The sequence below is a fragment of the Achromobacter sp. Root83 genome, from assembly GCF_001428845.1.
Classification (GTDB): Bacteria; Pseudomonadota; Gammaproteobacteria; order Burkholderiales; family Burkholderiaceae_B; genus Achromobacter.
Genome location: NZ_LMIU01000012.1, coordinates 432,869 through 456,255, shown reverse-complemented (window position 1 = coordinate 456,255; position 23,387 = coordinate 432,869). Strand labels below are relative to the sequence as shown.

The following is a 23,387-nucleotide window of genomic DNA, read 5'->3' as shown; positions in this document are numbered from 1 at the left end:
GTGAATGGCCCTTCTTGAATTCTATTGGCTCCCCGAGCTGGGCTCGAACCAGCGACCTGCGGATTAACAGTCCGTCGCTCTACCGACTGAGCTATCGGGGATCTGCCAAGAACGAAATTATGAACGAAAATCTCTGCGGATGCAAATCCAGATTTTTTTCGGGACTTTCGGGTCGATGGTTTCCCATCTTAAAAAAACTCTGATATGATCTCGGTCTTTCCAGATCGGGCCCCATAAAAGGCAACGAGCTGGAAGAAAAAAGATGTTTTGCTTACCGCTTTCCGGCCTGGTCCAGAAACAAAGCAAATGGTCTTGCCGGCATAGCTCAGTTGGTAGAGCAGCGCATTCGTAATGCGAAGGTCGTAGGTTCGACTCCTATTGCCGGCACCAAAATTCAAAAAGCAGCCCTTGGGCTGCTTTTTTTCATTTCCGCGCCCTATCAACCGGCGCCCTGCCCCCGCATCCGGGCCCGCCCATCCCCACTCCGGGGAACTCCGGCCGATCGCCGTGCGTCCAACCTCCTGGACCACCCAAGCGAAGACAACCATGCGCATCCTACTCGTTGAAGACGACGTCATGATCGGTGAAAGCGTATTGGACTGCCTGCGCGCGGAGCACTACGCCGTCGATTGGGTCAGGGACGGCCATGCCGCCGAACTCGCGCTGCGCACTGACACCTATGACCTCATTCTGCTGGACCTTGGCCTGCCCAAGCGCGATGGCCTGACGCTGCTGCGCGACCTGCGCACGCGCAAGGATCGCACACCGGTGTTGATAGCAACCGCGCGCGACGCAGTCAGCGATCGCATCGCCGGACTGGACGCGGGCGCCGACGACTATATCGTCAAGCCCTATGACGTGGACGAACTGCTGGCGCGCATGCGCGCGCTGATCCGCCGCAGCGCGGGCCGCGCCGAGCCGGTGTTCGAGCACGAAGGCATCACCATCGACCCGCAGTCCCACGCCGCGATGGTGGATGGCGCGCCCGTAGCCCTGACGGCACGCGAATGGGCCGTACTGGAACCGCTGATCGCCCGGCCGGGCATGATTTTTTCGCGTGCCCAACTCGAAGAGAAACTCTATAGCTGGAAGGACAGCGTCAGCAGCAATGCCGTAGAGGTATATATTCATGGCCTGCGCAAGAAATTGGGTCAGAACCTGATCCAGAACGTCAGAGGCGTCGGCTATGTCATCCCCAAAACATGAGCATCCCGCTTAGCTATTCGCTGAGAGCCCGGCTGCTTTTCTTTCTGCTGGCCGCCATCGCGGTCGGGGCGCTGGTGCAAGGCGCAATCGCCTATCGCAGCACGCTGGCGCAAGCCGACGATATCTTCGATTCACTGCTGCAACGCACCGCCCTGTCGCTGGGCACCGGCGACGGCCTGCTCAGCACGGGACCGACCCACGCCCGCGGCGCGGGCTCGCCCGTCGCCGATGACCTGATCATCCAGATCTGGACGCCCGATGGCGTCCGGGTCTTCAATTCGCGTTCGCGCCTACGGCTTCCGAGCCAGATCGTGCTGGGATTTTCCGACGCCAAACTGGAAGGCGGAACGTATCGCGTGTATTCGCTGGCGACGCCGTTCCAGGTGATCCAGGTGGCGCAGGACATGGGCGTGCGCACCAACATGGCGCGCGCGCTGGCCCTGCGCACCGTCGCCCCCATCGCGGCGGCCGCGCCGCTGCTGATGCTGATCATCTGGTGCGTCGTCAGCTGGTCGCTGCGGCCGGTCAAGCGGGCACGCGCCCAGGTGGCCGCCCGCCAGCCCGAGGACCTGTCACCCGTCAGCGTGCGCGGCCTGCCCGACGAGATCCGCCCGCTGGTCCTGGAACTGAACCTGCTGCTGGAGCGCATGCGCGGCGCGTTTGCGCAACAGAAGCAATTCGTAGGCGACGCCGCGCACGAACTGCGCTCCCCGCTGGCGGCGCTACGCCTGCAAATGCAGGCGCTGCAGCGCGCCGCGGACGCCGAGACACGCCAACTGGCCGAACAGCGGCTGGCCGCAGGCATCGACCGCGCAACGCGGCTGGTTGAACAGCTCTTGTCCATGGCGCGCCACGAAAGCGCCGTGGAACAGGCGCCCCCGGCGCCCGTCGATCTGGCCGACGTGCTGCGGCAGGCCCTGTCGGAAACACTGACGGCGGCCAATGCCAAATCAATCGTCGTCGAACTGGATGGCGCACCGCAGGCCTTGGTGCAGGGCCATCGGGAATCGCTGGCCTTGCTGGCCCGCAACCTGCTGGATAACGCCATCAAATATTCGCCCGAAGGCGGACGCATCGCCCTGCGCCTTGAACAGGAGGCAGGAAGGACCTTGCTGACGATCGACGACGAGGGGCCCGGCATTGCCCCGGCCGAACGCGAACGCGTGTTCGACCGCTTCTATCGTGTCGAAGGCAATACCCAACACGGCAGCGGCCTGGGCCTGGCGATCGCGCGCGCCATCGCGGACCGGCACGGCGCGGCCATCACATTGCAGGACACGCCCGCCGGCCGCGGCCTGCGTGCCAGAGTGGATTTCTCTACTTAAGTTTCACCTAAGTGTCAGGCCCGAAGATAGCGCCATGTCCTTAAACATGAACGCAGGAGCCGACATGAAGACCAAGCAAATGCAACCCTCGCGCCTTGTCCTGGCGCTGCTGGCCGCCGGCGCCATCGGCGGCGCGGGCGCCACCGCCTTGACCGGCGGTGTTTCGATGGCGGCCGACGCGCCGGCCGTCGCCCCCGCTACCCAGGCAATCAGCACATCCAGCCCCCCCAATTTCGCGCAGATCACGCGCGACTTCGGCCCGGCCGTCGTCAACATCAGCGTGAGCGGCACGCGCAAGGTGTCCGCCGCGGAGAGCGATGATCCCCTGGCGCAGTTCTTTGGACAGATCCCCGGATCCCGCGGCCGCGCACCGGATCGCGAAGTGCCGATGCGGGGCGAAGGCTCCGGCTTCATCGTCAGCCAGGACGGCATCATCCTGACCAACGCGCACGTGGTCCAGGACGCCAAGGAAGTGACCGTGAAGATGACCGACCGGCGCGAATACAAGGCCAAGGTGCTGGGCGCGGATCCGCAGACGGACGTAGCCGTCATCAAGATCGAAGCGAAGAACCTGCCGGTGGTGAAGGCGGGCGACGTCAACAAGCTGCAAGTGGGCGAATGGGTGCTGGCCATCGGCTCGCCCTACGGCCTGGAGAACACCGCCACCGCGGGCATCGTCAGCGCCAAGGGCCGTTCGCTGCCCGACGACACTTCGGTCCCGTTCATCCAGACGGACGTGGCGGTCAACCCCGGCAACTCCGGCGGCCCGCTGTTCAACGACCGCGGCGAAGTCGTGGGCATCAACTCCCAGATCTACAGCCGCACGGGTGGCTTCCAGGGTCTGTCGTTCTCGATTCCCATCGACCTGGCCTACAAGATCAAGGACCAGATCATCGAGCACGGCAAGGTGCAGCACGCCCGGCTGGGCGTGACGGTGCAGGAAGTGAACCAGGACCTGGCCAACTCCTTCAAGCTCGATTCGCCCTCGGGCGCGCTGGTGTCCAGCGTCGAGAAGGGAAGCGCCGCCGAAAAGGCTGGATTGCAGCCTGGCGACGTGGTGCGCAAGATCGACGGCAAGACGATTGTGTCTTCTGGCGACCTGGCCTCCACCATCACGATGGCGGCCCCCGGCGAGAAGATCAAGCTCGACGTGTGGCGCGCTGGCGCCCAGAAGGACCTGGTCGCCACCCTGGGCGGCGCGCCCAAGGACAAGACGCAGGCTTCGGCGGACGGCCAGGAAGTGCGGCCGGGCCAACTGGGCTTGGCGCTGCGCCCCCTGAGCCCGCAGGAGCAGCAGTCGTCGGGTTCGGAAGGCTTGCTGATCGAGCGGTCGGCGGGTCCTTCGGCCAAGGCCGGCATTCAGCCGGGCGACGTGCTGCTGTCCCTCAATGGCGTGCCCGTGCACAACATCGGAGAGGTCAAGGAAGCGCTGTCCAAGGCGGGCAAGACCGTTGCCCTGCTGGTCCAGCGCGGCGAGGACAAGATCTTCGTGCCCGTGCAGGTCGGCTAAGCCGGCCCGTGCATCACTCCGCGTCGGGCTGCTTGCCCGGCGCGGCCGCATCGAACGCCGGCAGCGCCCGGCAAGCCGCGTCGATGCGCACCACATTGGGCATGGCCGAGAGGTCGCACTCGAAGCGCTGCGCATTGGCTACCTGCGGCACCAGGCACAGATCGGCGATGGTGGGCGTATCGCCATGACAGAATCGGCCCGTCGCGCTGGAATGGGCCAGTTGCGACTCCAGGGCTTCCAGCCCCTGATGCACCCAGTGCTTGTACCAGGCGGTCTTGGCGGCTTCGTCCACGCCCAGCGTGTGCTTCAGGTACTTCAGCACGCGCAGGTTGTTCAGCGGATGGGTGTCGCAAGCGATGCCGAGCGCCAGATCCCGCACGCGTGCGCGGCCGATGGGATCGGACGGCAGCAGCGGCGTCTGGGGATGCGTTTCTTCGAGGTATTCGATGATGGCGAGCGACTGTCCGATGACCGCATCGCCATCGACGAGCGTGGGCACCAGCGCCGTCGGATTCATCTTGCGGTAATCGGCGGATAACTGCTGCCCGCCATCCTTCAGCAGATGCACAGGCAGGTACTCGTACGCCAGGCCCTTCAGATTCAGGGCAATGCGCACCCGGTACGCGGCCGAACTGCGGAAGTAGCTGTACAACTGCATGAAGTCTCCTCGGTGTTTTTCTGGCGCCGCCCGCCCGGGCGGCGCTTGTTCATTCCAGCGATTCCGTCTTCGCCGCCTTGCGGGACAGGCCCTTGGGCAAGGGAAACGCCACATTTTCTTCAAGTCCGGGCATCTTGCGCACCGAGACGGCGCCTAGTTCCTTGACCCGGGCGATCACCTGCTGAACCAGGATCTCGGGGGCCGAGGCGCCCGCCGTCACGCCGATCCGCTTGCGGTCGACCAGCCAGGCCGGATCGATGGACTGCGCGCCGTCGATCAGATAGGAGGCCACGCCCTTGCGCTCGGCGACTTCTCGCAAGCGATTGGAGTTGGAGCTGTTCGGGCTGCCCACGACCAGCACCAGGTCGCAATCCGGCGCCATCACCTTGACCGCGTCCTGGCGGTTCTGGGTGGCATAGCAGATGTCGCTTTTCTTGGGTTCGGCAATGCTGGGGAAGCGCGCCTTGAGCGCCTGGGAGACCGCGGCCGCGTCGTCCACGGACAGCGTCGTCTGCGTCACGTAGGCCAGGTTTTCCGGGTCCACCACTTGCAGGCTGGCCACGTCCTCCGCCGTCTCGACGAGGTACATGCCGCCCTGAGCCTGACCCAGGGTGCCCTCGACCTCGGGATGGCCTTTGTGGCCGATCATGATGATCTCGCGGCCGGCGGCGCGCATCCGAGCCACCTCGATATGCACCTTGGTGACCAAGGGGCACGTAGCGTCGAACACCTGCAGCCCGCGCGATTCCGCTTCGGCGCGCACCGCCTTGGACACGCCATGCGCCGAGAACACCACAATGGAACCGGCCGGCGCATCGTCGAGCTCGTCGATGAAGATGGCGCCCTTTGCACGCAGGTCTTCCACCACATAGCGATTGTGGACGATTTCATGGCGCACGTAGATCGGCGCGCCATGCAGCTCGATCGCGCGCTCGACGATATCGATGGCGCGATCCACGCCCGCACAGAAGCCGCGCGGCTGCGCAAGCAGGACTTCGGCGTCGGGGGCGGTTACGGCCTGGCTCATCAAAGAACCCCCAGCAGCGCCACATCCACTTGCAAGCTGATGCCCGCGAGCGGGTGGTTGAAATCGAACAAGGCCGACTCGCCGTTGATTTCTTTCAGGACGCCGGAGTACCGGCCGCCGTTGGGCGCGGTGAATTCCACCAGGTCGCCGGGCTCGAATGTGGCGTCGGCGCCCGCGTGCTCGGCGAGCATTGCGCGCGTCACGCGCTGGATCAGTTCCGGGTTGCGGTCGCCATAGGCATCGGCCGGGGCCACCGTAACACTGAAGCGGTCGCCTTCGGCGCGGCCGATCAAGGCAGCCTCGAGGCCGGGCGCCCACTGGCCGCTGCCCATTTGCAGCGTGCCCGGACGGCCGTCGAAGGTATCGGCAAAGACGGAGTCCTTGCCCGGCCCGGAGGCCAGCGTGATCCGGTAATGCAACGTCAGGTAGGAATCCGGACGGACCAAAACGTTCACTTCGTTAGAGGCGATGCTCAAGATCTGCCACCGTATGGAGATTAGGTAAACCTTGATTTTAGAGCTTCTTATGAAATTGTCCGTGCAACTGCCAAAACAAGAGCGTCCCCGAGAGCGGCTTTTGCGTCACGGGGCCGCTTCGGTCCAGGACGCGGAACTGCTCGCCATCGCGTTGCGCACCGGCATTCCCGGGCTGAACGTGGTGGACCTTTGCCGCAGGCTGCTGGATCGGTTTGGCGGTTTGCGGGGGCTTTTGGGCGCCCCGCCCGAAGATCTGATGGCCATTCCGGGGCTGGGGTCGGCCAAGGCCTGCACCCTGGCCGCCCTGCTCGAGCTGGCCCGGCGCGCCCACGAGGAAAACCTGGCCCGCGACAGCCCCATGAACCACCCCGCCCGCGTGAAACAATATTGCAAGGCCGCGCTGGCGCATCGGCAGGTAGAGCATTGCATCGCCCTCTACCTGGACAACCAGTTGCGTCTGATCGCCACAGGCGAGCTGGCGCGAGGCACGCTGTCTCAAGCGGCCGTCTACCCGCGGGAAGTGGTGCGCGAGGCGCTGCGCCATCATGCCGCTGCCTTGATCGTGGCGCACAACCATCCCTCGGGCCTGGCCGAACCCAGCGCCGCCGACCACGGATTCACCCGGCACCTGAAAGAGGCCCTGGCGCTGGTGGACGTCAAGCTGGTGGACCACCTGATCGTGGCGGGGGGAACCGCGGTTTCCCTGGCCGAACTGGGCTGCCTGTAACCGCCAGGCGCGCCGGAATTCGTTAGACTACCGCTCGTTATTGCTTTAGGCTTAACCTAATTCCGGCCCCCGCGACCCTTTTTGCGCCCGACATGAAACGCCTGTGGGATATTTCCCCGCCCGTCTCCACGGCTTCGCCCGTTTTTCCGGGCGACACGCCGTACCGCCAGCAATGGAAGTGGTCGCTCGCCCCTGGCTGTCCGGTCAACGTCAGCGAAATCACGCTGTCCCCGCACATTGGCGCGCACGCCGACGCCCCTCTGCACTATCAGAACGGGGCAGCGGCCATCGGCGCGGTGTCGCTCGAACCATTCCTGGGCCCCTGCCGCGTCATCCACGCCATCGATTGCGGGCCGCTGATCACCCCTGACCACCTGGCCCATGCGGCCCTGAATCTGCCGCCGCGCGTACTGGTGCGCACGGCCAAGCATGCCGCGCAAGACTGGTGGACCGACGATTTCTCCGCCTACGCACCCCAGACGATCGAATGGCTGGCCGAACGCGGCGTCATGTTGATCGGGCTGGATACGGCCAGCATCGACCCCGCGTCCAGCAAGACCCTGGACAGCCATCAAACGATCCTGCGGCGCGACATGCGCGTACTGGAAAATCTGGTGCTCGATGACGTGCCCGAGGGCGATTACGAGTTGATCGCCCTGCCGTTGGCGCTGGTCCAGGCTGATGCCAGCCCGGTTCGCGCGGTCTTGCGCGAACTCTAGGCTGATTCGCCCACGCTGGGGCGGCTGACCGATTCAGCCGCCCCGCTTTGTGAAGCACGACCATGAAAATCCATTCCGCGCCCCCTTGGCGCGCCCTGCCCGTATCCGTTCGTCGCGTCTCTCCGCCCCGCCCAGGAGGCCGCCCATGAGCCAGAACCAACGCCCCGAAGACATCGTCCGCCAGGAAAAAGCGCAACTCGACTTCACGCGCGACATGACCTACGGCGACTATCTGCATCTGGACGAACTGCTGGGCGCGCAGCACCCGCTGTCGCCCGAGCACAACGAAATGCTCTTCATCATCCAGCACCAGACCAGTGAACTCTGGATGAAGCTGATGCTGCACGAGCTACGCGCGGCCATCGCCAACGTGGCCGCCGACCGCCTGCAGCCCGCCTTCAAGATGCTGGCGCGGGTCAGCAAGATCATGGAACAGCTGGTCCACGCGTGGGACGTGCTGGCAACCATGACACCGCCCGAGTATTCCGCGCTGCGTCCCTACCTGGCGCGTTCCAGCGGCTTCCAGAGCTATCAATACCGCCAGGTCGAATTCCTGCTGGGCAACAAGAACGCGGCCATGCTCAAACCGCACGCGCACCGCGCGGACCTGCTGGCTCAGGTGCAGAACGCCTATGAAACGCCTTCGCTGTACGACGAAGCGCTGCGTCTGCTGGCCCGTCACGGCATCGACGTGCCCGCCGACCGGCTGGACCGCGACTGGACGCAGCCCTATCAGGCTTCGGACGCCGTCGAGGCCGCCTGGCTGACGGTCTACCGCCAGACGGATCGCTACTGGGACCTGTACCAGCTTGGTGAAAAATTGACCGATCTGGAAGACGCGTTCCGCCTGTGGCGATTCCGCCACGTCACGACCGTCGAAAGGGTCATCGGATTCAAGCGCGGCACTGGCGGCACCTCGGGGGTGGATTACCTGCGGCGCATGCTGGACGTGGTGCTCTTCCCCGAGATCTGGAAGCTGCGCACGGAACTCTGACCGCCACGCTGATTCCGCCCCCCATTTCCTGCCCCGGCGGCGCCCCCAATCGGCTCGCCGTCCGTGGCTGGTCCATGGGGAAATCCCGTGCTAGAATTTGGGGTTACTTTTTGGATACGTGGCTCGGGCCATCCGCGAGTATCTCCGTTTATCAGGGATATTTCAGCGTGAACGGTCGGTTGGATCGATCTTGATCGACCCCGATGTTGAGCAATTCCGGTGTTGAACGACTGGTTTTGAACAACCCTGGCTGGCGACCCTAACAACTTGAGAAAGACTTGAAAGAGTCTAGGAAAGCACCATGAAAGAAGGCATTCACCCCGAATACCGCGAAGTCGTCTTCGCCGACCTGCAGACGGGCAACAAGTTCATCACCCGTTCGACCGTCCACACGCGCGAAAACATCGAAATCGATGGCAAGACGTACCCGCTCTTCAAGTGCGACGTGACCTCTGAATCGCACCCGTTCTACACTGGCGCCCAGACCCGTATCGTCGAAACCGGCCGCGTGGAAAAGTTCCGCGCCCGCTTCGCCCGTACCGCCGGCACGGTCAAGTCCGCTTCCTGATCCTGTCGCTCCTGCGGGAGTCACAGCAAAAAGGCAGCCTTCGGGCTGCTTTTTTTTCCCCCCTTGCCGGCTTCATCGCGGCCTAGGGCTGGCGCATTCAGACCACTCGGTTACATTAACGCCCGTGTCCCCTCTTTCCATTTCCACTCCGGCCCGGCTGACGTCGGTGGCCACCGCGAAATTGCCTCGCCTGATTCTGCTGGGCTTGGCTCTGGCCTATATCGTGGCCGGCCTCTTCATGCGCGACCCCTGGAAAACGGACGACGCGGTCGGATTGGCGACCATGATCACGGCGATCCGCGAAGGCGGGCTGACCTGGCTGCTGCCGCAAGTGGGGCATCTGGCCCACGCCGAGGAAGGTCCGCTGATCACATGGGTGGGCGCGGTCTGCATCTGGCTGTTCGGCCCTTTCATCGGCGACATCACCGCTGGCCGGCTTCCCAATCTGCTGTGGTTTGGCATCACGGCCTCGAGCGTCTGGTACGGCACCTATCTGCTTGGCCGCCGCGCCGAGGCCCAGCCCCTGGCGCTGCCCTTTGGCGGAGAACCCGAGCCGCGCGACTATGGCCGCATGCTGGCCGACGCCGCGCTGCTGCTGCTGCTGGCCACGGTAGGCATCCTGCAGCGCATGCATGAAACAACCGTCGTGCCCGCCATCATGGCGTGGCAGGCACTGGCTTTCTACTCGCTGGCGCGCACCGTGGACCGCCCGGTCACGGGCAGCACCACGCTGGGCATCGCGCTGGCCGCGAGCTTCCTGACGCGCGGGTGGGTGGGCGCCCTGCCCATCATGATTGGAGCGGCCCTCGCCTTCTATCCGCGCAGCCATCTGTGGAAATGCAAACGCTGGGCGCTGTGGGCCGCGCTGCTGGCCACCGCCCTGATCCTGGCGTGGTGGATTCCCGCCAGCCAGGCCAGCGAGTACTGGATCCGCAACTGGAAGACCTGGAACCTGTCGTCCTTCGCCGTGCCCTCGTGGCACGACATCGGACGCACGCTGCGTGATCTGCCCTGGTATCTGTGGCCGACCTGGCCGCTGGCTCTGCTGGCCGTCTGGCGTTGGCGCGCGTGGATCTACGCACCGCATATCTGGCTGCCGCTGATGCTGCTGGCCTGCTCGGCGCTGGTGCTGTTCGGGCTGGAAGAAGCGACGGACTCCGAGTATGTGCTGCTGGTGGTGCCCTGCGCCGTGCTGGGCGCATTCTCGCTGCCGACCTTGCGCCGCGGCGTCGTCAATACGCTGGACTGGTTCGCCGTGATGTGCTTTTCCCTGACGGCCGCCACCGCGTGGCTGGGCTGGGTGGCGCTGCACTTCCAGTGGCCGGCGCAGATTTCCCGCAACATCGGCCGGCAGACCGCCGGCTACGAACCCGCCATCTCGTGGGTGGCGTTCGCCCTGGCCGTGGCCTTCACCTTGGCGTGGATCGCGTTGGTGGTGTGGCGGCTGCGTGTCCGCCCGCAAGCGCTGTGGCGCGGCACCGTACTATCGGCCAGCGGGCTGACCGTGACGTGGATATTGCTGGTGCTGTTGTGGCAGCCCGCCGTGGACTACGCGCGCAGCTATCGGACGGTCTCGGGCCAATTGGCCCAGGCGCTGGAGCACCACACCCGGCCCGGTGAATGCGTGCGAGGCCTGAGCCTGGGAAGCGGCCAGCGCGCGTCGTTCCTGATCTTCAACAATCTGTCGTTCACGTTCGACGCCCGTTGCACGCTGGTGCTGCAGCAGACCACCAACCAGAGCCTGCGCGACAATACCGCCGCTTACAGCGACGGTGCGGAAGTGCTGTGGCAAGGCGGCCGCCGCGCCGACCGGCAGGAAGTGTTCCGTCTGCTTCGGGTCGGCGCCAAGCGATGACTCCCGCGCCCATGGCGCCGATGACCTTCGGCGCCACCCTGCGCGGCATCACCAAGCAGGCTTGGCCCGTGCTCATCAGCCAGTGGGCCAGCATTTCGTTCGGCGTGCTGGATACCGCCATGACGGGCCACAGCAGCCCCGACGACCTGGCGGCGATGGCGCTGTCCGCCTCCATCTACATCACCATATTCGTGGGCCTGATGGGCGTCGTTCACGCCCTGATCCCGATTCTGGCGCAGCAATTCGGCGCCGGCAACAATCTTGAAGTCGGCCGAAGCTGGGGCCAGGGCGTATGGCTCGCGCTGGGCCTGTCCGCCGTGGGCGCGATCCTGATGCTGTTCCCGGACGTGTGGCTGTCGATGTCCGGCGACGTGGCTCCAGGCGTGCGCGACCGCATCGCGTCCTACCTGCAGGCGCTGGTGCTTGCCTTGCCCGCCGCGCTGGTGTTTCGCACCATCTACGCGCTGGGCACGGCGGTGTCCCGACCCAAGCTGGTCATGGCCATCAACCTGTCGATCATCGGTTTCAAGGCGCTTTTCAACTGGCTCTTCATCTACGGCACGCTGGGCCTGCCCGCGATGGGCGCGGCAGGCGCCGGATTGGCCACCGCCGTGGTGTCATGGATGAGCCTGGGGCTGGGCCTGTGGGTAATCACGCACGACCGCTACTACCGCCGCTTCCAGCTCAGGGTCGGGAGGCCGGACTGGAAGGCGCTGAAGGAACTGCTGCGGCTGGGCATCCCCATGGGCGGATCCTATCTGGTCGAGGTATCCGCTTTCACGTTCATGGCGCTGCTGGTCGCGCGCGAAGGCACGTTCGTCACTGGCGGCCATCAGATCATGTCGAATCTGGCCGCCCTCTGCTACATGATGCCCATGGCCCTCGGCGTCGCCACCGCCGCATTGACGGCGCAAGCCATCGGCGCCGGCAATTTTGCGCACGCGCACCGCACCGGGATGGCCGGACTGGCGTTGGGCCTCATGGGCGCATTGCTGACGTCGGCGGTGCTGCTGGCGGGCCGCCCGCTGATCCTGGCGGCCTACACCGATGACGCCGAAGTGGCGGCCGTCGCAACCACACTGCTGGCCGTCCTGCCGCTGTTCCACCTGTTCGATTCGATGCAATGCATCAACTCCTACCTGCTGCGCGCCTACAAAGTCGCCGTGGTTCCGCTGCTGCTGCAGATGGTGGCGCTGGCCGGCGTCGGCTTGGTGGGCGGCTGGTGGTTCGGCTTCGGCCCGGGGCGCGGCGGCCTGGACGGATTGCGCGGCATGCTGGTGCCCGGCTCGCCCGAAGGCGCGGGCAGCATGTGGCTGATGGCCATGGTCGGCCTGGCGCTATCGGCCGCCCTGTTGCACTACTGGTATCGGCACATCGTCCGCGCCGTGGCGCGCTAGACAACCGCACCAAAGCGAGGCAGCAAGCGAGCGCAGCGTGGGGGCCATCTACTGCCGCCCCGCCGCCGGGCCGCCCCAAGGCGGGGCAGCCCCCCCGGGGGGCAGCAAGCGAGCGCAGCGAGTGCGGCGTGGGGGCCGTATACAACCGCCCCGCCGCCGGGCCGCCCCAAGGCGGGGCAGCCCCCTCGGGGGGCAGCAAGCGAGCGAAGCGAGTGCGGCGTGGGGGCCGTATACAACCGCCCCGCCGCCGGGCCGCCCCAAGGCGGGGCAGCCCCCCCGGGGGGCAGCAAGCGAGCGCAGCGAGTGCGGCGTGGGGGCCCTTTCTCCCGGGGCCCTACTTCGGCCGCTTGTCGATCACGCGGCGCGCCTTGCCGGTCAGGGTGCGCTCAACGTGGCCGGCGTCCGACACCTGAATGCGGGCGCTCACGCCGATGTGCGTCTTGACCGCGTGCTGCAGTTGCTTGCCCAGGCTGGCGCGTTCCACGTCCGACAGGCCCGAGAATTCCGCGCGCACCTCGGTCAGGATTTCCAGCTCGTCCATGTTGCCCGTGCGCGTCAGCACAAGCTGGTAATGCGGCGCCAGTTGGGCGATCTTCAGGACCAGCTCTTCGACCTGCGTGGGGAACATGTTCACGCCACGCACGATCAGCATGTCGTCGCTGCGGCCCGTGATCTTGCCAATGCGGCGCATGCTGCGCGACGTCGGCGGCAACAGGCGGGTCAGGTCGCGCGTGCGGTAGCGCACGATGGGCATCGCTTCCTTGGTCAGCGACGTGAACACCAGTTCGCCGGCTTCGCCGTCGGCCACGGGCTCGCCCGTATCCGGATTGACGATCTCGGCGTAGAAGTGGTCTTCCCACACCACCGGGCCGTCCTTGGTTTCGACGCATTCGCTGGCCACGCCCGGCCCCATCACTTCGGACAAGCCGTAGATGTCCACCGCGTCGATGCCGGCTTCGGTCTCGATGTCGGCGCGCATCTGCCCCGTCCACGGCTCGGCGCCGAAGATGCCGATACGCAGCGAGCTTTGACGCGGATCAATGCCCTGGCGGCGCTGTTCTTCCAGAATATTGCAGAAATAGGAGGGCGTGACCATGATGATGTCCGGACGGAAATCGTTGATCAACTGCACCTGTTTTTCAGTCTGTCCGCCCGACATCGGGATGACCGTGCACCCCAGGCGTTCCGCGCCGTAATGCGCGCCCAGGCCGCCCGTGAACAAGCCGTAGCCGTAGGCCACGTGCACCGTGTCGCCGGGCTTGCCGCCCGCGGCGCGGATCGAGCGCGCCACCAGGTTGGCCCAGTTGTCCAGGTCTCCCTTGGTGTAGCCTACCACCGTCGGCTTGCCGGTCGTGCCGCTGGATGCGTGAATGCGCGAGATGCGTTCGCGCGGGACGGCGAACATGCCAAACGGATAGTTCTCGCGCAGTTCCTTCTTGGTCGTGAACGGGAACCGGGAAATGTCGGATAGCTGCTTCAGGTCGTCCGGATGCACACCGGCTTCGTCGAACGCTTTCTTGTAGTGCGGCACATTTTCGTAGGCGTGCTTGAGCGACCACTTCAAGCGCTCGAGCTGCAGGGCGCGCAGTTCATCCTGGCTGGCATGCTCGATGGGATCCAGCCCCGGCTTGCTCATGGTATTGGGCATGTTTTGTCTCTCCTGAAATTCTCTACGCCCCGGCTCCGGCGGCGCGGCTGCAATCCGCGCTCGCCTCGGCCGGCGGCCTTCTCTTTGGTTGACGGCGCGGTCACGCGTCCGCCGGCACTCCGACGATCTGCCCCTTGATGCGATAGGAACGGCCCCGGAACAACGCGACGTTGCGGCCGTCCTGGTTGGTGACGGTGACGTCGTAAACGCCCGTGCGCCCCGCCAGCGAACGCTCCTGGGCCACGGCGGTCAGCATGTCGCCCTCGAAGCCGGGGGCCAGGTAGTCGATGGTGCAGCCGGAGGCGACGGTGCTGACGTTGCGGGAATTGCACGAAAACGCGAACGCGCTGTCGGCCAGGGCGAAGATGAACCCGCCATGGCAGGTCTTGTGGCCATTCAGCATGTCGGCGCGCACGCGCATCGTCAGCCGCGCATAGCCCGGCGCCATTTCCTCGATCTTCATGTCCAGGCCCTGAGTCGCCGCATCGCCCGCGTACATGACAGAGCCCACGGCCTGCGCGAGTTCCTGGGGATCGGCCGGCACTTCAACGGGGGGAACGTGGGTGCTCATCATTGCCCCTTGAATTGCGGTTCGCGCTTGCCGAGGAAAGCGGCAACGCCTTCGGCATAATCCGCGCTGCGGCCCAGTTCGCGCATCATGTCGCGTTCCAGGTCGAGCTGCGTGGACAGGTCATTGCCCAGGCTGGCCTGCAGGGCGCGCTTGGTAAAGGCCAGGCCCTTGGTGGGCGCGGCCGCGAAATGCGTGGCCAGGCGGTCCAGTTCGGCGTCGAATTCCTCGTCCGCGACGCATTGCCAGATCAGGCCCCATTCCTGCGCCTGCTTGGCGCTGAGCTTGTCGCCCAGCATGGCCAGGCCCATGGCGCGAGCACGGCCGACCAGGCGCGGCAGCGCATACGTGCCGCCGGTGTCGGGAATCAGGCCCAGGCGGCAGAACGACTGGATGAAGTTGGCCGAGGCCTTCGCGATGACGATGTCGCCAGCGAACGCCAGGTTCGCCCCCGCCCCCGCGGCCACGCCGTTCACGCCCACCACGACGGGCATGGGCAGCGCATTCAGGCGGCGCACGAGCGGCGCGTAGAACTTGTCGACGGTCTCGCCCAGATCGGGCGGCGTGCCGTCGGCCGCGGGCTTGCGTTCGCTCAGATCCTGGCCCGCGCAGAAGCCCCGGCCCGCGCCGGTCAGGACCAGCACGCGCGCGCCTTCGGTTTCGATGCGCGTCAGCGCATCGGCCACTTCCGCATGCATGTTGGCGGTGAAGCTGTTCAGCTTGTCCGGGCGGTTGAGCGTCAGGCGGGCGATGCCGCCGGACAGGTCGAATTGAATATCCTGGTAGCTCATGTGCGATCGACCCTGCTCAGACGTGACGGCGGGTTTGCACCACGCGGAAGCGATTAGATACGAACGCCGCGTCGGACAGCGCCGCATTGGCCGCCGGGTTGGCGCCGGTGCCGTGGAAATCGCTGAAGGCGGCGGTCTGGTTGACGAACACCGCGCCGGTCAGGTTCAGCGAGAGCGACACACCGGACACTTCCGCCGCATCCTGCACCTGCTCGGCCACCCGGTCGTCCGTCGTATAGGCGGACAAAGACAGGGCGCCATGCTGGATGACGCTGTCGCGGGCAAGCTGGATGCTGTGGGCGGTGGAATCGGTGGCCACGACGAAGGCGATGGGGCCGAACCATTCCTGGCCGAGAGCGGCGTTGCCGGCTTCGGCGCGCAGCAGTAACGGCGTGCGGACGCAGGCGTTCTCGAACTGGGGATGGGCCAGCGTCTTGCTGTCAGCCACCACGGGCAGGCCCAGGGCCCGCGCCTTTTCGATGCGCTCGACGATGCCCTCGTTCTGGATCGCGCCGGTCAGCTCGACGGCGCGCGCGGCGTCCGCGCCCACTTTCTCCAGCGCCACGCCCAGCGCGGCGGCGACGTCGTCGAAACTGACGCGGCCTTCCGGCGTATTGATGCCATCGCGCGGCACGTAGATGTTCTGCGGCGCCGTGCACATCTGGCCCGAATACAGGGCCAGCGAGAACGCGAGGTTGCGCGTCACGCCCTTCAGATCGTCGGTGGAATCGATGATCACCTGGTTCACGCCGGCCTTCTCGGTGTAGACCAGCGCCTGGCGGGCGTTGTTCTCGAGCCAGTCGCCGTTGGCGGTGCTGCCCGTGAAGTCGACGATCTTGACGGCCGGATCAAGCGCCAGCTTCTGCGCGGTGTCGTCGCCGGCGGCATGCGCGGCCAATTGCACCACATCGGGGTCAAACCCTGCTTCCTGCAGCACTTCGCGCGCCACCTTGACGGTGATCGCCAGCGGCAGGATGGCGCCGGGGTGCGGCTTGACGATCACGGTGTTGCCGGTCGCCAGGCTGGCGAACAGCCCGGGATAGCCGTTCCAGGTGGGGAACGTCGAGCAGCCAATCACCAGCGCCACGCCTCGCGGCACCACGGTGAACTGCTTCTCCATGCGGATCGGATCGTTCTTGCCCTGCGGCTTTTCCCAGATGGCGACGCCGGGCACGCGCGACATTTCCTGCCAGGCGTAGGTCACGGCTTCAAAGCCGCGGTCCTGGGCGTGCGGGCCGCCGGCCTGGAAGGCCATCATGAAGCCCTGTCCCGTCGTGTGCTGGACGGCGTAGGCGATGTCGAAACTGAGCTTGTTCAGGCGCGCCAGGATTTCCAGCGAAACGCCCACCCAAGCCTGCGGGCCGGCCCGGCGCCAGTCTTCCAGCGCGCGTTTGGACGCGGCGATCAGCTTGTCGGCGGGGACGCGCGGATACGTGATACCCAGGTCGAAACCGTAGGGCGACTTTTCACCGCCCACCGTGCCGTCGGCATCGTGCAGGTTCAGCGGAAAGGGCTTGCCCTTCAAGGCTTCGAAGGCGGCGCGGCCGTCGTCGTTGGCGGTTTCGCCATAGTTGCGCGGGCTGGGCGACTCCGCGAACGGGCTCCAGTAGCCACGCAGCGCGGCGGCGGCCAGGGATTGTTCCAGCAGGGGCTGGTGGCGATCAAAGAATTTCTGGGACACGCTTGTCTCTCCAAATGGATATGAATTTCTGCCTGGCGCGCGCCGGGTCAGGTTTCCTGGTCGAAGTCGATGACCAGGCGGTCGCTGACCGGAAAGCTCTGGCAGCTCAGGATGAAGCCGCGCGCCACTTCGTAGTCTTCCAGGGCGAAGTTGGCGTCCATGTCCACTTCACCTTCGATCACTTTGCAGCGGCAGGTGGAACACACCCCGCCCTTGCACGAATACGGCAGTTCGATTCCCTGCGCCAGCGCCGAGTCCAGCACGCTGTCTTTGTTCTTTTCAATGACGAACTTGCGGCTGTGCCCGTCTTGCACCACGGTGACCTCGCACTGGCCCTTGCCGGGCGCCTGGCGGGCGTCCTGGCCGGTGCGCAGCGCGCGCGGCCCCTTCGGCGCGCCGAAGAGTTCGAACTTGATGTTCGACTTCGGAATGCCGCGGGCCTGCAACCGCTCGACCACGCTTTCCGTCATGGTCTGCGGGCCACAGACAAAAGCGTAATCGATATCATCGGGGCTCATCCAGGCCGACATGAGCTGGTCGACCTTGTCGCCGTCCAGGCGGCCGTTGAAGAGTTCGATGTCCTGGGTTTCGCGGCTCATGACATAAACCAGCGAAAAGCGGTCCATGTACTGGTTCTTCAGGTCTTCGATTTCTTCCCGAAAGAGCACCGCGGACGACGCGCGGTTGCCGAAGAACAGCGTGAACTTGCTGCGCGGCTCGGTCGACAGCGCGGTCTTGACCAGCGAAAACACCGGGGTGATGCCGCTGCCCACGGCGAACGCCACATAGTGGCGCTGGTTCTCGGGCGCGAAATCGACCGTGAAATTGCCGGCAGGCGCCATCACTTCCAGCGTCTGGCCGGGCTGCAGTTCGTGGTTGGCCCAGCTTGAGAATGTCCCTTCGTCCACCTTCTTGATCGCCACGCGCAGCAGCTTGTCGTGCGGGGCGGAACAGATGGAATACGAACGGCGCAGCTCTTCGCCATTGAGCTGCGTGCGCAGCGTCAGGTACTGGCCGGGCAGAAAGGAAAACGCGTCCGCGAGCGTATCGGGCAGGTCGAAGGTGACGACCACCGCGTCGCGCGTATTGCGCGCCACCGAGGCGACCTTCAAGGAATGGAATTGGTTCTGGCTCATCTTGGCACCCGCTCTCAGTGAGTCTTGAAATAATCGAAGGGTTCGCGGCAAGCCACGCAGCGGTACAGGGCCTTGCACGACGTGGACCCGAAGCCGCTGACCAGCCGCGTGTCGCGCGAGCCGCAGCGCGGGCACGCGATGGCTGGGGCGGCCGCGCGGCGGCTGATGCCCGATATGTCGATGGCGCGTTCGGCGGGCGCGGCAATGCCGTAGCCCCTGAGCGCCTCGCGCCCCTTCTCGCTCATCCAGTCGGTCGTCCAGGCGGGGGCCAGCCGGGTTTCGACCCGGACCTCGCCCACGCCGTGACGCTCCAGCGTCTGCCGGATGTCCTGCGTGATCTCGCGCATGGCCGGGCAGCCGGAATAGGTAGGCGTGATGACAACCACGCAGGCGTCGCCGTCCCACGACACATCCCGCACCACGCCCAGATCCACCACGGACAGCACGGGGATCTCCGGATCGGGAACCTCTTGCAGCCAGGCGTAGACCTGGTCGTCGGAAACGGGCGCCAGCGCGTTCACCATGTCGCTCCCGGATAGGCGCGCGGCAGATGCTGCATTTCGGCCAGCACGTAGCCCAGCGCCTCGGTGTGCCTGCCCTGGCGGCCGCCCTGGTACGCCAGGTGGTTCGCGGCGGCCTCGTCGGGCACGTTCAGCGTGGCCTCTTCCAGCACTTCCCGCACATGCGCCAGCCAGGGCTGCCGCAGCGCCGACAGTTCACAGCCAATGCCGCGGGATGCCAGTTCCAGATCGATGGCGTCGTCGGCGAACAGTTCGCCGGTGAAGCGCCAGGCGTCGTCGATGGCGGCCTGCATCTTGGCATGGCTTTCGGCGGTGCCGTCGCCCAGGCGAACCACCATGTCCGACGAACGGCGCACGTGATAGGTCACTTCCTTGATCGCCTTCGCGGCGATCGCGGCGACGCGCTCGTCCGACGACTTTTCCAGGCGCTGCAGCAGAAAGTAGTGCCAGACGTCGAACAGAAATTGCCGCGCCATCGTGTCGGCGTAGTTGCCGTTGTCGCGTTCCACCAGCAGCACGTTGTGGAACTGGTGCGTGTCGCGCAGATAGGCCAGCGCATCTTCGTCGCGGCCGACGCCCTCGACCTCTCCGGCCAGGGTCAGCCACATGCGGGCCTGGCCCAGCAGGTCCAGCGCGGTATTGGTCAGCGCCAGGTCTTCTTCCAGGATGGGTCCGTGGCCGGTCCAGGCGCCCAGCCGCTGCGACAGGATGAGCGACGAATCGCCCAGGCGCAGCAGGTACTCAAAGAATGTCTTGTCCATGTCTCCCCCGGCGCCTTACATGTGCTTGATTTCTTCGGGCATCGGGAAAAACGTCGGATGCCGGTAAACCTTGCTGTTGGCGGGTTCGAACAGGGGATCCTTGTCGCCCGGGCTGCTGGCCGAGATATCGGACGCGCGCACCACCCAGATGCTCAGGCCCTCGTTGCGGCGGGTATAGACGTCGCGGGCGTGATTGATCGCCATTTCGGCGTCGGACGCGTGCAGGCTGCCAACGTGCTTGTGCGCCAGGCCATGCTGGCTGCGGATGAATACTTCCCACAGAGGCCAGTCTTTGCTCATGATGGATTTCCTCTAATGCCGGGCACGCTCAGCGCTACCCGGTTTGCAATGAATAAAGAAAAAGGATGTGCCTGAAAAATCGTCCATCCCGAACGCGGGTGCGGCCAGCGCAGCCGCGCGGATCCGGCTCCGCTGCGGCGCCCCTTGAGGGGGGCCCGCCCAGGGGGAAGCGCGCAGCGCTTCGGGGTGGACCCTTCCCTTCAAGCCACCTTGCGTTCGGCCTGCTTGTCGGCGTAGGCGACCAGCGCATCACGGACCCAGGCGCCGTCTTCGTGCGCCTTGACGCGCGCGGCCAGGCGCTCCCGGTTGCAAGGGCCATGGCCCTTGAGCACCGCGTAGAACTCGCTCCAGTCGATCTCGCCGAAGTCGTAATGGCCGCGCTCGGCGTTCCACCTCAAATCGGGATCCGGGACGGTCAGGCCCAGGTATTCGGCCTGGGGCACGGTCTGGTCCACCATCTTCTGGCGCAGCTCGTCGTTGGAGAAGAGCTTGATCTTCCAGGCCATGGACTGGGCGCTGTTGGGGGAATCGGCGTCCGAGGGGCCGAACATCATCAGGGCCGGCCACCACCACCGGTTGAGCGAGTCCTGCACCATGGCCTTCTGTTCAGCGGTGCCGTGCAGGCACATCTGCATGAGCAGGTCGTAACCCTGGCGCTGGTGGAAGGATTCTTCCTTACAGACGCGGACCATCGCCCGCGCATAGGGGCCATAGGAGCAGCGGCACAGCGGGATCTGGTTGATGATCGCGGATCCGTCGACCAGCCAGCCGATCATGCCGATGTCGGCCCAACTGAGCGTGGGGTAATTGAAGATGCTGGAGTACTTGGCGCGGCCGGCATGCAGGTCGTCGATCAGGTCGTCGCGCGACACGCCGAGCGTTTCGGCGGCGCTGTACAGATAGAGCCCGTGGCCCGCTTCGTCCTGGACCTTGGCCAGCAGGATGGCCTTGCGCTTGAGCGACGGCGCGCGGGTGATCCAGTTGCCCTCTGGCAGCATGCCCACGATTTCGGAGTGCGCGTGCTGCGAGATCTGGCGCACCAGCGTCTTGCGGTAAGCCTCCGGCATCCAGTCCTTGGCCTCGATGCGGACGCCATCGTCGATGCGTCGCTGGAACGTCTGTTCCGGGCCCTCAAGCTGGTCCGCGGTCTTGACCTGCTTGACGCCGGTTTCGACGAGTTGAGCGTACATGTCTGTCTCCTTGAGACGGTTTGCGAAAACGCAAGGCAAACGCTGCGCAGTGCCGTCATGTCATAGGAGGATTATTTAATACAAAAAAATCATTGTCAAACTCAAATCTGTATCACATTGGATTTATGTATCATGTTGAGGATCCCGATACTGGCCCCCTTGCGGCCCCCTTATGGCAAACCCTCAGTCGCCCCTCGACCGCTCTCTGTCCCGCTTGTTGAAAAGCGATCCGCCCCGAGCAAAATCGCTATGCGTCAGCGTGCTGGGCGATGCGCTGGCTCCGCACGGCGGCGCTATCTGGCTAGGCAGCCTGATCGAGTTGCTGGCCCCCCTGGGGATCAATGAACGCCTGCTGCGCACCAGCGTGTTCCGCCTGGTGGCGCAGAACTGGCTGCAATCGGAACGGCATGGCCGGCGCAGCCTGTATCTGATTTCAGAGCAAGGCGCGCGCCATACCTCCCACGCCTCGCAGCGCATCTATGAAGGCGCGGCAAAGGAATGGAACGGGGAATGGACGCTGGTGGCGCTGCCGCGTACCGGCAACGGCCTGGCCGAACGCGGCGAGCTGCGCCGCGAGCTGGTGTGGGAAGGGTTTGGCATGATCGCGCCGGGCCTGTTCGCGCACCCGCACACCGAGGCGCGCGCCGCGCACGACATCCTGGACAAGCTGGGCATTCCTGACCGGGCGCTGGTGCTGTCGGCCCGCGACCTGGCCGGCGCGGGCGGCCTGCCGATCGCCAGCCTCGCCTCGCAATGCTGGAACCTGGACGACGTGGCAGAACAATACCGGCAGTTCTCCAGGAATTTCGGCCCGCTGGAAAAGCTGCTGGAAGACGCACCCGCCCCGGCAGAGGCTTTCACGGCCCGGGTCATGCTGCTGCACAACTGGCGCCGGATCGTGCTGCACGACCCCCAACTGCCCGGGCCCATGCTGCCCGGCGACTGGCCCGGCCACGCCGCGCGCGAACTGTGCGGGCGCATCTATTGGAAGATTTTCGATGCGTCCGAAACGCATCTGGACGCCGTGGCCGGCCAGGACAATGAGCGCTACGCGCCGTTGGCGGCGGACGTGGAATCGCGCTTCGGCGGGCGGCCGCGCTAGGATCCGTTCACACTAAAGCGCAGCGCTGCCGGGCATGGCCACGCCCAAGGTGTCCACGTGCAGTTCGCCCGCGGCATCGCGCCCGGGGCCTGGCAGCGCCACGCCATTGGCGGGCGCAATGAACGAAAGTGTCCAACGGGCCCGGACCGGCCTGCCCAGCGCGGCGCCGGTATCGGCATCGATTCCGCTGGGCACGTCCAGCGCCAGCACCGGCACCCGCCAGCGGTTCACGGCATCGACCAGTGCCTGCCAATGGGGTTCCAGCGGCCTGTTCAAGCCTATGCCGAACAGGCCGTCGATGACCAGGCCGGGCGCTTCGTCCCCGGCCAGCGCCGCACGGACGATCCCGCCCGAGGCAAGCCAGCCCGCATGGGCGCGCGCGGCATCGGGGGGAAGCTTGGCGGGATCCGCCGGCAACAACACGCACGTCTCAAAACCCCGGGCATGCAGCCCGGCGGCTGCCTCCATGGCATCGCCGCCATTGTTGCCCGGGCCAGCCAGCGCCAGCACGCGCGTGCCTGGCGGGATGCGCTCGGCGGCGTACCGGGCGGCCGCCGCGCCGGCCAGCGGCATCAGCGCCCGCCCCTCCTTCAGGGCGAGCCGTTCGGCATGGCGGATGGCGGCAACGGAATAAGACTGCATGGACGTACAGGCACCTGATCAATCGGTGACGGAAGAGGTCACACCTTCAGGAAGTGCTCGCGGTAGTACTTGAGCTCTTCGATGGACTCGTAGATGTCGGCCAGCGCTTCGTGGCGGCTCTTTTTCTCGAATCCCTTGTACACGGCAGGCGCCCAGCGGCGCGCCAATTCCTTCAGCGTGCTGACGTCCAGGTTGCGGTAATGGAAGAACTGCTCCAGGCGCGGCATGTAAGCAAACATGAAGCGGCGGTCCTGGCTGATCGTGTTGCCGCACATCGGCGACTTCCCCGCAGGCACATGCTGCGCCAGGAACGCCAACAGCGTATCCTCTGCCTGCGCCTCGGACACGGTGGATGCCTTGACCTTGTCGATCAGGCCACTCTTGCCGTGGGTGGACTTGTTCCAGTTGTCCATGGCGGCGAGCAGGCTGTCGGACTGGTGCACCACAATGACCGGCCCCTCGGCCACGACCGTAAGATCAGGCTCGGTCACCACGACGGCGACTTCGATGATGCGTTCTTTCTCGGGGTCCAGCCCGGTCATTTCCATGTCCAGCCAGATCAGGCGGTTTTCGTTCGCAGCCATA

Annotated in this window: 24 protein-coding genes and 2 tRNA genes; 11 read left to right on the top strand and 15 right to left on the bottom strand. The window is 65.6% G+C overall.

Annotation, left to right across the window (positions count from 1 at the left end; all coding sequences use genetic code 11):
- Window positions 1–25 precede the first annotated feature (25 nt).
- Window positions 26–101, bottom strand: a tRNA-Asn gene (locus tag ASE30_RS14450).
- Window positions 102–314: 213 nt separating this feature from the next.
- Between ASE30_RS14450 and ASE30_RS14445 the strand changes: the two genes are divergently transcribed.
- The 4 genes from ASE30_RS14445 (at window position 315) to ASE30_RS14430 (ending at window position 4,041) form a co-directional block, all read left to right on the top strand.
- Window positions 315–390, top strand: a tRNA-Thr gene (locus tag ASE30_RS14445).
- 156 nt (window positions 391–546) lie between these two features.
- Window positions 547–1,206, top strand: coding sequence for a response regulator (locus tag ASE30_RS14440; protein ID WP_057284982.1), 660 nt, complete (start codon window positions 547–549; stop codon window positions 1,204–1,206).
- Entirely contained in the window at window positions 1,203–2,531 is a 1,329-nt protein-coding gene (locus ASE30_RS14435; protein WP_057284981.1) for an ATP-binding protein, read from the top strand. Before ASE30_RS14440 ends, ASE30_RS14435 begins: the two co-directional genes overlap by 4 nt.
- Window positions 2,532–2,595: 64 nt before the next feature.
- Entirely contained in the window at window positions 2,596–4,041 is a 1,446-nt protein-coding gene (locus ASE30_RS14430) for a DegQ family serine endoprotease (RefSeq protein WP_057284980.1), read from the top strand.
- A gap of 13 nt (window positions 4,042–4,054) precedes the next feature.
- On the opposite strand, the gene maiA is transcribed toward ASE30_RS14430, so the two are convergent.
- Genes maiA through ASE30_RS14415 form a run of 3 tightly spaced genes read right to left on the bottom strand, consistent with a single transcriptional unit; the run spans window position 4,055 to window position 6,202 of the window.
- Window positions 4,055–4,699: a maleylacetoacetate isomerase gene (maiA, locus tag ASE30_RS14425; protein WP_057284979.1), complete on the bottom strand. Its 645-nt coding sequence runs from the start codon at window positions 4,697–4,699 to the stop codon at window positions 4,055–4,057.
- A gap of 49 nt (window positions 4,700–4,748) precedes the next feature.
- Window positions 4,749–5,726 carry a 4-hydroxy-3-methylbut-2-enyl diphosphate reductase gene (gene ispH, locus ASE30_RS14420; RefSeq protein ID WP_057284978.1) on the bottom strand — a complete coding sequence of 326 codons (978 nt, stop codon included), beginning with the start codon at window positions 5,724–5,726 and terminating at the stop codon, window positions 4,749–4,751.
- Window positions 5,726–6,202, bottom strand: coding sequence for a peptidylprolyl isomerase (locus ASE30_RS14415; RefSeq protein WP_082601581.1), 477 nt, complete (start codon window positions 6,200–6,202; stop codon window positions 5,726–5,728). The genes ispH and ASE30_RS14415 overlap by 1 nt, the downstream gene beginning before the upstream one ends.
- A 49-nt stretch (window positions 6,203–6,251) precedes the next feature.
- On the opposite strand from ASE30_RS14415, the gene radC reads away from it, so the two are divergent.
- The 6 genes from radC (at window position 6,252) to ASE30_RS14385 (ending at window position 12,462) form a co-directional block, all read left to right on the top strand.
- On the top strand, window positions 6,252–6,929 hold the full coding sequence (gene radC, locus ASE30_RS14410) for a DNA repair protein RadC (protein ID WP_057284976.1): 678 nt from the start codon (window positions 6,252–6,254) through the stop codon (window positions 6,927–6,929).
- Between the two features lie 92 nt (window positions 6,930–7,021).
- On the top strand, window positions 7,022–7,648 hold the full coding sequence (gene kynB / locus ASE30_RS14405; RefSeq protein ID WP_057284975.1) for an arylformamidase: 627 nt from the start codon (window positions 7,022–7,024) through the stop codon (window positions 7,646–7,648).
- A 145-nt stretch (window positions 7,649–7,793) separates the two neighbouring features.
- Window positions 7,794–8,642, top strand: coding sequence for a tryptophan 2,3-dioxygenase (gene kynA / locus ASE30_RS14400; RefSeq protein ID WP_057284974.1), 849 nt, complete (start codon window positions 7,794–7,796; stop codon window positions 8,640–8,642).
- A gap of 301 nt (window positions 8,643–8,943) precedes the next feature.
- Entirely contained in the window at window positions 8,944–9,210 is a 267-nt protein-coding gene (locus ASE30_RS14395) for a type B 50S ribosomal protein L31 (protein ID WP_057284973.1), read from the top strand.
- A 124-nt stretch (window positions 9,211–9,334) separates the two neighbouring features.
- A complete protein-coding gene (locus ASE30_RS14390; RefSeq protein WP_057284972.1) occupies window positions 9,335–11,065 on the top strand; it encodes a glycosyltransferase family 39 protein in 1,731 nt (576 codons plus the stop codon).
- The gene (locus tag ASE30_RS14385; RefSeq protein WP_057284971.1) at window positions 11,062–12,462 is read left to right on the top strand and encodes an MATE family efflux transporter; all 1,401 of its coding nucleotides are present in this window, start codon (window positions 11,062–11,064) and stop codon (window positions 12,460–12,462) included. Before ASE30_RS14390 ends, ASE30_RS14385 begins: the two co-directional genes overlap by 4 nt.
- Window positions 12,463–12,796: 334 nt before the next feature.
- Here the strand turns inward: ASE30_RS14385 and paaK are convergent, their stop codons facing one another.
- The 9 genes from paaK to paaA all read right to left on the bottom strand — a co-directional run bounded on the left by paaK (window position 12,797) and on the right by paaA (window position 21,058).
- Window positions 12,797–14,110 (bottom strand): phenylacetate--CoA ligase PaaK, encoded by a 1,314-nt coding sequence (gene paaK, locus ASE30_RS14380; RefSeq protein ID WP_057284970.1) that lies wholly within the window; start codon window positions 14,108–14,110, stop codon window positions 12,797–12,799.
- Between the two features lie 100 nt (window positions 14,111–14,210).
- The gene (gene paaI, locus ASE30_RS14375; protein ID WP_057284969.1) at window positions 14,211–14,681 is read right to left on the bottom strand and encodes a hydroxyphenylacetyl-CoA thioesterase PaaI; all 471 of its coding nucleotides are present in this window, start codon (window positions 14,679–14,681) and stop codon (window positions 14,211–14,213) included.
- The gene (gene paaG / locus ASE30_RS14370) at window positions 14,681–15,469 is read right to left on the bottom strand and encodes a 2-(1,2-epoxy-1,2-dihydrophenyl)acetyl-CoA isomerase PaaG (RefSeq protein ID WP_057284968.1); all 789 of its coding nucleotides are present in this window, start codon (window positions 15,467–15,469) and stop codon (window positions 14,681–14,683) included. Before paaG ends, paaI begins: the two co-directional genes overlap by 1 nt.
- A 16-nt stretch (window positions 15,470–15,485) precedes the next feature.
- Window positions 15,486–17,150, bottom strand: a complete 1,665-nt coding sequence (paaN, locus tag ASE30_RS14365) for a phenylacetic acid degradation protein PaaN (RefSeq protein WP_057284967.1) — start codon at window positions 17,148–17,150, stop codon at window positions 15,486–15,488.
- A gap of 47 nt (window positions 17,151–17,197) precedes the next feature.
- Entirely contained in the window at window positions 17,198–18,286 is a 1,089-nt protein-coding gene (paaE, locus tag ASE30_RS14360; protein ID WP_057284966.1) for a 1,2-phenylacetyl-CoA epoxidase subunit PaaE, read from the bottom strand.
- Window positions 18,287–18,300: 14 nt separating this feature from the next.
- The gene (gene paaD / locus ASE30_RS14355; protein WP_200964434.1) at window positions 18,301–18,810 is read right to left on the bottom strand and encodes a 1,2-phenylacetyl-CoA epoxidase subunit PaaD; all 510 of its coding nucleotides are present in this window, start codon (window positions 18,808–18,810) and stop codon (window positions 18,301–18,303) included.
- The gene (gene paaC, locus ASE30_RS14350; RefSeq protein WP_057284965.1) at window positions 18,804–19,568 is read right to left on the bottom strand and encodes a 1,2-phenylacetyl-CoA epoxidase subunit PaaC; all 765 of its coding nucleotides are present in this window, start codon (window positions 19,566–19,568) and stop codon (window positions 18,804–18,806) included. Before paaC ends, paaD begins: the two co-directional genes overlap by 7 nt.
- A 15-nt stretch (window positions 19,569–19,583) precedes the next feature.
- A complete protein-coding gene (gene paaB, locus ASE30_RS14345; RefSeq protein ID WP_013392438.1) occupies window positions 19,584–19,868 on the bottom strand; it encodes a 1,2-phenylacetyl-CoA epoxidase subunit PaaB in 285 nt (94 codons plus the stop codon).
- A 200-nt stretch (window positions 19,869–20,068) separates the two neighbouring features.
- Window positions 20,069–21,058, bottom strand: coding sequence for a 1,2-phenylacetyl-CoA epoxidase subunit PaaA (gene paaA / locus ASE30_RS14340; protein ID WP_057284964.1), 990 nt, complete (start codon window positions 21,056–21,058; stop codon window positions 20,069–20,071).
- A 172-nt stretch (window positions 21,059–21,230) separates the two neighbouring features.
- Between paaA and paaX the strand changes: the two genes are divergently transcribed.
- Window positions 21,231–22,160 carry a phenylacetic acid degradation operon negative regulatory protein PaaX gene (gene paaX, locus ASE30_RS14335; RefSeq protein ID WP_057284963.1) on the top strand — a complete coding sequence of 310 codons (930 nt, stop codon included), beginning with the start codon at window positions 21,231–21,233 and terminating at the stop codon, window positions 22,158–22,160.
- 12 nt (window positions 22,161–22,172) lie between these two features.
- Here the strand turns inward: paaX and ASE30_RS14330 are convergent, their stop codons facing one another.
- Together ASE30_RS14330 and orn are read right to left on the bottom strand one after the other, a co-directional pair.
- Window positions 22,173–22,802, bottom strand: a complete 630-nt coding sequence (locus ASE30_RS14330) for an NAD(P)H-hydrate epimerase (RefSeq protein ID WP_057284962.1) — start codon at window positions 22,800–22,802, stop codon at window positions 22,173–22,175.
- Window positions 22,803–22,840: 38 nt separating this feature from the next.
- Window positions 22,841–23,386, bottom strand: coding sequence for an oligoribonuclease (gene orn / locus ASE30_RS14325; protein WP_057284961.1), 546 nt, complete (start codon window positions 23,384–23,386; stop codon window positions 22,841–22,843).
- Window position 23,387 lies beyond the last annotated feature (1 nt).

Bases quoted from the DNA above. Each gene is read 5' to 3' on its own strand.
- ASE30_RS14440 (WP_057284982.1), top strand. From the start codon at position 547: ATGCGCATCCTACTCGTTGAAGACGACGTCATGATCGGTGAAAGCGTA.
- ASE30_RS14435 (WP_057284981.1), top strand. From the start codon at position 1,203: ATGAGCATCCCGCTTAGCTATTCGCTGAGAGCCCGGCTGCTTTTCTTT.
- ASE30_RS14430 (WP_057284980.1), top strand. From the start codon at position 2,596: ATGAAGACCAAGCAAATGCAACCCTCGCGCCTTGTCCTGGCGCTGCTG.
- maiA (WP_057284979.1), bottom strand. From the start codon at position 4,699: ATGCAGTTGTACAGCTACTTCCGCAGTTCGGCCGCGTACCGGGTGCGC.
- ispH (WP_057284978.1), bottom strand. From the start codon at position 5,726: ATGAGCCAGGCCGTAACCGCCCCCGACGCCGAAGTCCTGCTTGCGCAG.
- radC (WP_057284976.1), top strand. From the start codon at position 6,252: ATGAAATTGTCCGTGCAACTGCCAAAACAAGAGCGTCCCCGAGAGCGG.
- kynB (WP_057284975.1), top strand. From the start codon at position 7,022: ATGAAACGCCTGTGGGATATTTCCCCGCCCGTCTCCACGGCTTCGCCC.
- kynA (WP_057284974.1), top strand. From the start codon at position 7,794: ATGAGCCAGAACCAACGCCCCGAAGACATCGTCCGCCAGGAAAAAGCG.
- ASE30_RS14395 (WP_057284973.1), top strand. From the start codon at position 8,944: ATGAAAGAAGGCATTCACCCCGAATACCGCGAAGTCGTCTTCGCCGAC.
- ASE30_RS14385 (WP_057284971.1), top strand. From the start codon at position 11,062: ATGACTCCCGCGCCCATGGCGCCGATGACCTTCGGCGCCACCCTGCGC.
- paaK (WP_057284970.1), bottom strand. From the start codon at position 14,110: ATGCCCAATACCATGAGCAAGCCGGGGCTGGATCCCATCGAGCATGCC.
- paaI (WP_057284969.1), bottom strand. From the start codon at position 14,681: ATGAGCACCCACGTTCCCCCCGTTGAAGTGCCGGCCGATCCCCAGGAA.
- paaG (WP_057284968.1), bottom strand. From the start codon at position 15,469: ATGAGCTACCAGGATATTCAATTCGACCTGTCCGGCGGCATCGCCCGC.
- paaE (WP_057284966.1), bottom strand. From the start codon at position 18,286: ATGAGCCAGAACCAATTCCATTCCTTGAAGGTCGCCTCGGTGGCGCGC.
- paaD (WP_200964434.1), bottom strand. From the start codon at position 18,810: ATGGTGAACGCGCTGGCGCCCGTTTCCGACGACCAGGTCTACGCCTGG.
- paaC (WP_057284965.1), bottom strand. From the start codon at position 19,568: ATGGACAAGACATTCTTTGAGTACCTGCTGCGCCTGGGCGATTCGTCG.
- paaB (WP_013392438.1), bottom strand. From the start codon at position 19,868: ATGAGCAAAGACTGGCCTCTGTGGGAAGTATTCATCCGCAGCCAGCAT.
- paaA (WP_057284964.1), bottom strand. From the start codon at position 21,058: ATGTACGCTCAACTCGTCGAAACCGGCGTCAAGCAGGTCAAGACCGCG.
- paaX (WP_057284963.1), top strand. From the start codon at position 21,231: ATGGCAAACCCTCAGTCGCCCCTCGACCGCTCTCTGTCCCGCTTGTTG.
- ASE30_RS14330 (WP_057284962.1), bottom strand. From the start codon at position 22,802: ATGCAGTCTTATTCCGTTGCCGCCATCCGCCATGCCGAACGGCTCGCC.
- orn (WP_057284961.1), bottom strand. From the start codon at position 23,386: ATGGCTGCGAACGAAAACCGCCTGATCTGGCTGGACATGGAAATGACC.